Annotated in this window: 9 protein-coding genes; 4 read left to right on the top strand and 5 right to left on the bottom strand. The window is 66.8% G+C overall.

What is annotated here, in order from left to right; translation table 11 throughout:
* Positions 1-215 precede the first annotated feature (215 nt).
* Both WBV89_RS13700 and WBV89_RS13695 read right to left on the bottom strand, forming a co-directional pair.
* Entirely contained in the window at positions 216-1,748 is a 1,533-nt protein-coding gene (locus WBV89_RS13700; protein ID WP_423981911.1) for a 4Fe-4S dicluster domain-containing protein, read from the bottom strand.
* 239 nt (positions 1,749-1,987) lie between these two features.
* Positions 1,988-2,200 (bottom strand): hypothetical protein, encoded by a 213-nt coding sequence (locus tag WBV89_RS13695; RefSeq protein ID WP_423981910.1) that lies wholly within the window; start codon positions 2,198-2,200, stop codon positions 1,988-1,990.
* A 78-nt stretch (positions 2,201-2,278) separates the two neighbouring features.
* On the opposite strand from WBV89_RS13695, the gene WBV89_RS13690 reads away from it, so the two are divergent.
* Together WBV89_RS13690 and WBV89_RS13685 are read left to right on the top strand one after the other, a co-directional pair.
* On the top strand, positions 2,279-3,199 hold the full coding sequence (locus WBV89_RS13690; protein WP_423981909.1) for a LysR family transcriptional regulator: 921 nt from the start codon (positions 2,279-2,281) through the stop codon (positions 3,197-3,199).
* Positions 3,200-3,290: 91 nt separating this feature from the next.
* On the top strand, positions 3,291-4,526 hold the full coding sequence (locus tag WBV89_RS13685; RefSeq protein WP_423981908.1) for an MFS transporter: 1,236 nt from the start codon (positions 3,291-3,293) through the stop codon (positions 4,524-4,526).
* A gap of 109 nt (positions 4,527-4,635) precedes the next feature.
* Here WBV89_RS13685 and WBV89_RS13680 read toward each other — a convergent pair whose 3' ends face one another.
* Complete coding sequence (locus tag WBV89_RS13680; RefSeq protein WP_423981907.1) at positions 4,636-6,414, bottom strand: acyl-CoA dehydrogenase; 1,779 nt, start codon at positions 6,412-6,414, stop codon at positions 4,636-4,638.
* Between the two features lie 180 nt (positions 6,415-6,594).
* Between WBV89_RS13680 and WBV89_RS13675 the strand changes: the two genes are divergently transcribed.
* The gene (locus WBV89_RS13675; protein WP_423981906.1) at positions 6,595-7,356 is read left to right on the top strand and encodes a proteasome-type protease; all 762 of its coding nucleotides are present in this window, start codon (positions 6,595-6,597) and stop codon (positions 7,354-7,356) included.
* Complete coding sequence (locus tag WBV89_RS13670) at positions 7,356-8,180, top strand: transglutaminase-like domain-containing protein (protein WP_423981905.1); 825 nt, start codon at positions 7,356-7,358, stop codon at positions 8,178-8,180. Before WBV89_RS13675 ends, WBV89_RS13670 begins: the two co-directional genes overlap by 1 nt.
* A gap of 5 nt (positions 8,181-8,185) precedes the next feature.
* On the opposite strand, the gene WBV89_RS13665 is transcribed toward WBV89_RS13670, so the two are convergent.
* Both WBV89_RS13665 and WBV89_RS13660 read right to left on the bottom strand, forming a co-directional pair.
* On the bottom strand, positions 8,186-9,379 hold the full coding sequence (locus WBV89_RS13665; protein ID WP_423981904.1) for an NAD(P)/FAD-dependent oxidoreductase: 1,194 nt from the start codon (positions 9,377-9,379) through the stop codon (positions 8,186-8,188).
* A 13-nt stretch (positions 9,380-9,392) separates the two neighbouring features.
* Positions 9,393-9,722 (bottom strand): hydantoinase B/oxoprolinase family protein (locus tag WBV89_RS13660; RefSeq protein WP_423981903.1); only part of this gene is annotated, 330 nt, incomplete at its 5' end.

Here is a 9,722-nt window from a genome sequence, read left to right as displayed (position 1 = left end):
CGGTACCAGAGTGTAATTGCGCTCCTTCCTGTCGGGCCAGGCCTTCGCGTCGAGCTCGGTCCAGTCGTGCCACTTCGACTGCGGCGGATACTTGTTCAGTTCAGTCATGTTGGCCTCCGCGTCGGACAACTGGTGTCAGGCACCAGTTGTCCGACGTGCTGTGAGGTGGACGGTCGATCGTTCCGGACAACGGGTGCCTGACACCAGTTGTCCGTTCATGAGAGGGGGACGGATTGGCCGGCGCGGACGAAGGCGGTCTCGGACAGCCACATCCCGATCAGTGCGACCACGCCGGCGAGGGCCACGAGATCCGGGCTGTCGGTGCCGATCGACAGGGCGACGATCACGAGGATCGCCGGCGCGGCGACTCCGAGCACATTGCCGGCTCGGAACCACTGCTTCTGGTCGCCGTGGGTCATCGAGGCGATGGCGAGTTCGACGTGGCGGCTGCCGTGCGACGACAACTCCACCCACGTCAGGAACGCGACGGCGACGACGCCGCCGAGCAGTGCCCACCAGCCCGCGTGCGGCGACGGGATGTCCATGAACAGGTCCAGCACCGCGTACGCCGACGCACCGGCGACCACGGCCCGGGCGAGCAGGAGCGGAAGCAGCAACGGCGTCTGCCAGAGGTCTCGGCCCTCGCACTGCGCGAAGAGGAACGCGGTATAGCCCGCGGTGGCCGCGCCGAGCAGTGCGGCCGGGACGGCGAGCACCTTCAGCGCTCCGTCGGCGTCGGCGAGACCGAACAGCCACCAGAGTCCGCACACCGCGGCGAATGCACCCAGGACGTACGCGCCCTTGACCAGCCACGACGAGAAGTTCGAGCGGGTGAGCAGGAAGAAGAACCGGCCGGGTTGCTTCAGGTCGCCGATCAGCAGCGCACCGGTGATCGCCAGGCAGACCCCCGCGACCATCGGCGGGACCACGCCGACCGCGGCCTGCTCGTCGGCGTGGCCGAGCACGATCATCAGCGCGGCCATCAGCATGATGCCGCCGGCGATCGCCTTGGTGACCATGTACCCCGACACCATGCGGTCCCAGGTGGTCGTGTGAGAGGTCGTGTAGGTGGTCCGCGCGACCACCCCGACGTCGCCGTGTCCGTGCTCGTCGAGGACCGGCAGTTGGCGGTGGTTCTTCGTCGTGTCCGCCCAGATCATCCCGTCCGCGTTGATCTTCGTCCGGGTCGGGTCGAGCGACGCCTGATCGGCACCCTTGTAGTAGACCTTCGGTTTCGTGTTCTGCTCGGGCGAACGGACCGCGACGTCCTCACGGCCGATCAGCTTGAGGTTCACATCGGTCGGATCGTCGAAGTCGACGACCTTGATCGCCTCGGTCGGGCACACGACGACACACGACGGAGCGAGGTCAACCTCGATGCGGTGGTTGCAAAAGTTGCATTTCTGCGCCGTGTTCGTCTCCGGGTTGATGAACAGGGCGTCGTACGGGCATGCGTTCATGCACGATTTGCACCCGATGCAGTTGTCGTCCTGGAAGTCGACGACCCCGTTGTCGGCGCGGAACAGCGCATTGGTCGGGCAGATCGTCATGCACGGTGCGTCCTCGCACTGGTTGCAGCGCATCACCGAGAAGTGACGACTCGCGTCGGGGAACGAACCGGTCTCGATGTACTTCACCCACGTCCGGTTCACGCCGAGCGGCACATCGTGCTCGCTCTTGCAGGCGATCGTGCAGGCATGACATCCGATGCACGAGTCACTGTCGAGCAGGAAACCGAGTCGCGTCATCGCGCGCCGCCCGGTGTCATCGCCCCAGTGTCCCCGATTCGCAGCACCACCGCTCACCCCCGAATTCCCCTGGTGTCATCGGTCGAACCGATGACACCTCGTGGAAGTGATCTCTATCACGACCGGGTCTCACGCCGCGACACTCCGGCGAACGTGCCCGAGTCGGCGGCGCTCGACCCGCTCGGAACGATCGTCGAGGCCGGCGAGAACCGGTGCGAGCTCAGGGGTCGGGGTCGAGATCAGGCTGCGCGGCAGAGCTGGACGACGATGCGTCCGAGGGCGCGCTCGCGCACGGGACGCGGCTCGTGCTCGTCGGCGACGACTTCGAGCAGAACGCCACTGACCTCCTGCTCACGGGCGGTCCGATACAGAACCGTCAGCGCATCCTTCTGCGAGGCGAAGCCGTCGGTGACGACGTGTTGTGCGAGTTCGAGAGCGGTGATCGGAGCCATGCATGAAATGCTACGCACGTTGCGTAATTATGAAAAGCGACGATTTCTATACATAGTGATCAGTTATGCTGATGATCAATGCCCACCCTCCGCGACGCCGACTCACGGCATCTGTCCGCCCTCGTCGCCGTCGCCGAACAGGGCACGTTCGCGCGCGCGGCCGACTCCCTCGACTTCACCCAATCCGCCGTCAGCCAGCAGATCGCGCAACTCGAGAAGGCGACCGGCGTCGTGCTCTTCGACCGGCCGAAGGGTCCCCGTCCCGCAGAGCTGACGCCGGCGGGCAACCTCGTGCTCGAGTACGCGCGACGCACCCTCGCCCGCGTCGACCAGATGGATGCGCAACTCGACCTGCTCCGTCGCGGCCGATCCGGTCTCCTGCTGGTCGGCACATTCCAGTCGGCATCGGCCGAGCTGCTCCCGAACATCGTCTGCGCGATGCGCGAGGAGGTCTCCGACGTCGACATCCAACTGGACGAGACCGACGACCTCGAGACGTTGCTCCGCGAGATCCTCGACGACGAGCTCGATCTGGCATTCACGATCGATGCCATCGACGATCCACGCCTCGAGATCGACCTGCTCGGGCTCGATCCGTTCGTCGTGGTCGTCCCCGGGGATGAGGCCGGCCGCGGTGTGGCGACCGCGCACGACCTGAACACCCATCCGCTGATCGGTCAGCCGGATTCCGAAACCAGCCAACGCCTCATCGACCAACGACTCACCGGCGCCGGGGTCACACCCGACTACACGTTCCGGTTCCAGAACAACAACGCGGTGCAGAGCATGGTCCGCTCCGGCGTCGGCTGGGCCGTCATGCCGTCGCTGGCGGTCGACCACCACGATCCGGGCGTGGCGATCCTCCCGATCGACCCGCCGCTGCCGCCGCGCGCGATCCAACTGATCTCGCGCACCGGGCGGACGCTGATCCCCGCGGCCGCACGGTTCCGTTCGATCGCCCGGCGCGTCGGCCTCGATCTGCTCGACCCCGTCGACTGAACGGTTCGAATCGGACGCGGGGGCGGCCTGCACCAGTCGGTACTGTCGCCACGTCATGTCCACCGGCGGCTCGAGCACCACGAACGAGGTCATGCAAATCCCGGCCGTCCGGCTGTATCTCGCCTCGACGGCGCTCGCCGCGGTCGGCCAGAACGTGCTGCTCACGGTGCTGTTCAAGCAGGTGTTCGACCTCACCGGCGACGAACTCGACATCGGCCTGATCGGTCTCGCCCAGTTCATCCCGGCATTGCTGCTGGTTCTGGTGAGTGGGTGGGTCGCCGATCGCTTCGATCGCCGCCGGGTGACCGGGCTGTTCCTCGCGGGTCGCGGGCTGGCCGCCGGAGCGCTGATCCTGTTCACCGTGAGCGAGTCGACGGAGGTGTGGCAGCTCTTCGCGATCGCGTTCGCGCTGGGCACCGCTGACGCGATGCTGGCGCCGGCGCGCCGTTCGGTGGCGCCGTTCCTCGCGCCGAAGGAACTGTTCCCGTCGGTCATCGCTCTGTGGACGGCGACGTTCACGGCGTCGGCGATCATCGGCCCGATCATGGGCGGGTTCATCTACAGCGTGGGCGCATCGTGGGCATACGTCCTCGCGGCGGCGCTGCAGTTCGGCGCGATCATCCCGATGATCCTCCTCCGCTACCACCGCACTCCGGAGCGGATCACCGAGCGTCCGACGTGGGCGAGTGCGGTCGAGGGTCTGCATTTCGTACGCCGCACTCCGGTCGTGCTGGCGACGATCTCACTCGATCTGTTCGCCGTGCTGTTCGGCGGTGCGATCGCGCTGATCCCGGCGGTGGCCGAGGAGCGGCTCGGCGTGGGCGACATCGGCTACGGGTGGCTGCGTGCGGCACCCGGGATCGGAGCCGCCGGGATGGCGCTCTGGCTCGCGCGCCGACCGCTCACACGGCGGGTCGGGCCGACGCTGCTGATCGTGGTGGCGATCTTCGGGTTCGGCCACATCGTGTTCGGTCTGACCCGGAGCTACGCAGTCGCGTTCATCGCGCTCGTCGTCGTCGCCGCGGCCGACATGATTTCGATGAACATCCGCGGAGCGATCGTTCCGCTCGTGACCCCCGACGAACAGCTCGGCCGGGTCAACGCCGTCGAGGGCGTGTTCATCGGCGCGTCGAACGAACTCGGCGCCTTCGAGAGTGGGGTCGCAGCTCGCGCATTCGGACTCCCGGCGGCGATCGCGGGCGGTGGGTTCATCACCATGGGGATCGCCGCCACGTTCGCGTTCGTGTTCCCGTCGCTGCGCCGCATCGACACGTTCACCGAGCTGCGGCCACCGGACGCCGACGCCGATCCCGCTCCCGTCGGCTGACACCGCACCCCGCCAAACACGCCCACGCGAGCCACCCAATCGCCGATCTCGTGAACTTGTCCGGCGCTCCGTGCGCGAACAGTTCACGAGAACGGTGGGTCGGTGTGGGTCAGAGGAGTTGGTCGGCGGTGAGCGCGTAGAGGTCGTCGGCGGGCGCGGTGATCGCAGCGAGGAGCCCCGCGGTCGTCGGCAGGATCTGCTCACCGAAGAACTTGGCGCTGGTCACCCTGGCGGCGAGGAAGCTCGCGTCGTACCCGTCGGCACTCGACGCGGCGATCGCCGACTTGGCCAGCAGGCCTGCGCACACGGTCGTGCCGAGCAGCCGCAGGTACGGACCCGACGATCCGAGCAGCGAACGAGGATCGGACGGACCGGTCTCGATGAGGTGCGCCGTGGCGGTTCGGGCGGTTGCGATCGCATCGTTCAAGCGGTCGGCGAACGTCGACAGACCCTCGATCTCTGCGAGGTCGTTCGCCCGCGTCTCGAACTCGTCGAGCAGGTCGGTGATCACGGCGCCGCCGCGCATCGCGAGCTTGCGACCGACGAGGTCGGCGGCCTGGATCCCGTTGGTGCCCTCGTAGATCGCAGCGATTCGGGCATCCCGATAGTGCTGCGCCGCGCCGGTCTCCTCCACGTAGCCCATGCCGCCGTGGATCTGGAGAGCGAGCGATGTCATCTCGTTCGCGACGTCGGTGCACAGGCTCTTCGACAGCGGGATCAGGAGGTCGGCCAGTTCACGCCACCGGCGCGCCTCGTCCGGGTCGGTGGCGGCGTCGGCACGGTCGAGCGCTCCGGCGTTGGTGTACGTGAGCGCACGCATCGCGTCGATCCATGCACGCTGGGTCATCAACATCCGCCGGACGTCGGGATGATCGATGATCGGGCTGCTCGTCCCCTTGGGCGCACCGATCGCCGTGCCCTGGTCCCGATCCTGCGCGTACTGCAGCGACTGCTGGAAGGCCCGGTCGGACACGCTCAGGCCTTGCAACCCGACGGACAGGCGCGCGTTGTTCATCATCGTGAACATGTTGCGCATGCCTTCGTGTTCACCGCCGACGAGCCAGCCGGCGGCCCCCTCGAATGACATCACGCAGGTCGGTGAACCGTGAATTCCGAGCTTGTGCTCGATCGATACGCACGTCGCGCCGTTGCGCTCCCCGAGCGAACCGTCCTCACCCACGACGAACTTGGGAACGAGGAACATCGAGATGCCCTTCGTGCCGGGGGCGGAGCCCGGCGTGCGAGCCAGAACGAGATGGACGATCTGCTCGGCGAGATCGTGCTCGCCGAAGGTGATGAAGATCTTCTGGCCGGTGACGCTCCACGATCCGTCGCCGTTGGGCTCGGCCTTGGTGGTGACCGCTCCCACGTCCGAACCGGCCTGCGGCTCGGTCAGGTTCATCGTGCCGGTCCACTCGCCGGTCATCATCTTCGGGAGATAGGTCGCCTGCTGTTCGTCGGAACCGTGGGCGAGGATCGCATCGATCGCACCCTGGGTGAGCAGTGGGCACAGCGACAGCGCCATGTTCGACGAGGTGAACAGTTCCTGCACCGCGATCGCCGAGATCCATGGGAAGTCGGCGCCGCCGAACTCGGCGGCGAACGGCATCGCTCCGAACCCGGATGCGACCCACTTCTCGTACGCCGGACCGAAGCTCTCGGGGGTGACCACGGTGCCGTCGGCCTGCCATTGCGACCCGATCTGGTCACCGTCGACGTTGGTCGGAGCGACCTCCTCGGCCATGAACCGGGCGACTTCCTCGATGACGGCATCGATGCTGTCGACATCGACGTGTCCAAACTTCTCGGTGGCGAGAATCCCGTCCAGGTCGGCGACGTGGGTCATCACGAAGCGGATGTCGTCGGTCGGTGGCGTGTAGGTGCTCATCGCCGTCCATGATATGACCGGCTCGGGCAGGGTCCCACGGACGTGACGGAGTGCTCGGCCGAAGTCATCATGTTCGATCACGGCGCGACCAACGGTCGTTTCACGAGCCCGACGATCGGGAATGATCGAACGCGTGCCCCGACTCCTCGTCCTCACGACCACCTGCGACGATCGACGCCGATGACGTTCTGCATCGGCATCTGCGTCGACGCGGGTGTCGTCGCGCTCTCGGACACGCGCATCGTGCGCGGCTCTCAGATCTCGGTGAAGGCCAAGCTGTCGAGTCTGTCCAGCGGTGACCGTTCCGCCGTGCTGATGACCTCGGGTCTCCGCTCGGTCCGCGACAAGGTCGCCCACCGCGTCCAGGACCAACTCGACTCGCGACCCGTCCATCGAATGCACCAACTGGCGACCGGGTGGGGAGATCGGCTGCGCGAGGTGCGGGCCGAAGACGGTCCATCGCTCGCCGACGCCGGGTTCACGTTCAACTCGCACGCGCTGATCGGTGGCCGCCTCCTCGACGACGAACGACCATTGCTGCTGCACGTCTACCCGGAGGGCAATTGGGTCGAAGCCACCGCCGATGATCCGTCGATCATCATCGGCCGCTCGAACTACGGCAAGCCGATCCTCGATCGGCTGCTGCGCAGCGATACCCCGCTGGACCAGGCCGCCACACTCGCCTACCTCGCGTTCGACGCGACACGTACGAGTGCCAATGACGTCGATTTCCCGATCGACGTCGCGGTCATTCCCCACACGGCGTCTGCGTTCACGATCCGCCGCTTCACCGAGCGTGATCTCCAACCGCAACACGACGCATGGAATCAGAGCCTGAGCGACGCGCTCGACTCCGTCCCGAGCGACTGGGCGAGCGAACTGATCGACCCCCCACAGCAGCCGCCCCCGACCGATGTCCCCACCGAGAAAGACGCCCCATGATGAGCACCGTCAACGTCAGCGCGACCATGCGCTACGAGATCCACGAGCCCACGTCCTTCGCATTCTCGATCACCGCGGCACGCACCCCGCATCAGGTCGTGTCCGACGAGGAGATCGTCATCACGCCGGAGGTGGAGATGTCGGTCGTTCCGTACGGCGCCGACACCCACCAACTGCTGCGGTTCGATGCCGATCCCGGACAACTCGACATCTCCTATCGGGCGTCGGTGACCCTCGACGGAGAAGATGCCGACCCCACCGATCTCGACGAGGTCGACTTCGGCAACATCCCAGCCGAGGTGATGCCGTATCTGAACCCGAGCCGCTACTGCGAGTCCGACAAGCTCGGCAACTTCGCGACCCGGCTCTTCGGTGACCTCGATCGAGGTCACGGACGGGTCCAGGCGATCACCGATTGGGTCGAGACGAATCTGTTGTACGAACCCGGCGTGACCGACGGTTCCAGCGGCACGACCGACGTCCTGCTGCAGCGAGCGGGGGTGTGCCGCGACTTCGCGCACGTGTCGATCTCACTCTGCCGGGCGTTGGGCATCCCGGCGCGCTACGTGTCGGGATACGGCGTCGGCGTCGAACCGCAGGACTTCCACGGCTTCTTCGAGGCCTACCTCGGCGACGACTGGTATCTGTTCGACCCGACCGGCATGTCGGCGATCAACCGACTCGCCCGGATCGGCTTCGGACGCGACGCCGCTGATGCACCGTTCGCCACGTTCGTCGGATACGCCGATCTGCTCGACAAGACCGTCAGCGTCGAGTTGGACGGCGAGGTCGACGACGAACCGGATGCGACATCGACGGCCTGAACTCGTCAGATGACGGCGTGTTCGACGATCGGCTCGTTGCGTTCGATGCGTGAATAGCCGAGCGGCGACAGGTCGATCGTGCGGTAGCCGCCGTACGTGATCAGTTCGCTGATGCCGCGACCGACGGCCGGGCCCTGCTGGAGTCCGTGCCCGGAGAACCCGTTGGCGAAGATCAGGTTCTCGACGGCGCTGCTCGCTCCGATGATCAGGTTGTGGTCGAGGGTGTTGTAGTCGTACTGGCCGCCCCACGAGGTGACGACGCCGATCTCGTCGAAGCACGGGACGTACCGGGCGACCGCCGGCCAGATCAACTCCTCGAATTCGTCGTAGCGCACCTCGAGGTCGTCGTAGTCGACCGCGACGTCGTGCTCGGGCACTCCGCCGCACATGTAGTGGTTCTGCTCCCGGCGGAAGTGCACGCCGACCGGCGTGATCGTGAGCGGCACCGTGTGCGGGATCGGCGTCCGACAGTCGAACACGAAACTCGTCCGGGCCCGGGGCTCGATCGGCAGTTCGACGCCCGCCATCGCCGCGACCTGCCTGGCCCGACAGCCGGACGTGTTGACGGCGTGGCCGCACGCGACGGACCGACCGGACTCGAGGTGGACTCGCACGACGCGCCCACCGGCGACGTCGAGATCCACCACGCGATCCTTCACGTACACCGCGCCGTTGTGCCGCGCCCGCTGACGCAACCCTTGGAAGAACGCCCAGCCGTCGAACGAGCCCTCGCGCATTCCACCGAGCCGCGCTCCCGAGAGCTGATCTGCATCCATGTACGGGAACCGTTCGGCGATGTCGGCCGGGCGCAGCATCTCGACCTCGGCCCCCGCGGCGAGCTGCACCTCCGATTCCCGTTCGAGTCGCTCGTACAACTCCTCGGTGTCGGCCAGGAAGAGATAACCGGTGCCCCGGAAGTTGATCTCGGGCGCATCGCCGTCGACCTGGACGTTCTCGTGGAAGTCGGCGATGAAGTCGACGCCGAAACCGCTCAAGCGGATGTTCAGCTCGTTCGTGAACTGCTCGCGGATGCTGTTCTGCGCTCGCGTCGTGGCGGCTCGGTCGTAGGTCCAGTCGGGCTCGACGACGAGGACCGTTCCGTCGAAGTCCGGGTTCTCGGTCAAGAAGTAGGCCGTCGCGCTGCCCATCATCGCCCCGCCGATGCACACGACGTCGTAGTGGGGAGCGAGTTCGGTCACGGGATTCGACGACTCACGAGACGTACCCCTGGATCCGATCGTTCTCCTCGGCGGCCGGGTCGCGGTCGGCGCGGTCCCCGAAGCCACCCCCGCCCGGCAGCTCGAGCACCAACCTGCGATCCTCGGGAACCACCTGGCGGCCCTTGCCGGCGAACGGGGTGCCGTCGTCGAGATACACCTTGCCGGGAGCGCCGTCGCCGCCGCCGGCGCGACCGCGTGCCGGATGGTCGATGCGGTCGAACATCGCCGAGAAGTCGAACCGGTAGCCCTCGGTCGGGCCGAGTTCGATGACCTGGCCGAGACCGCCCCGCTGTGCGCCCTCTCCGCCGCTGTCGGGCCGGAT

The organism is Ilumatobacter sp., from assembly GCF_049588435.1.
Lineage (GTDB): Bacteria > Actinomycetota > Acidimicrobiia > Acidimicrobiales > Ilumatobacteraceae > Ilumatobacter_A.
Note: the sequence above shows the minus strand (reverse complement) of the source record. Positions and strands in the feature narration are given on the sequence as shown.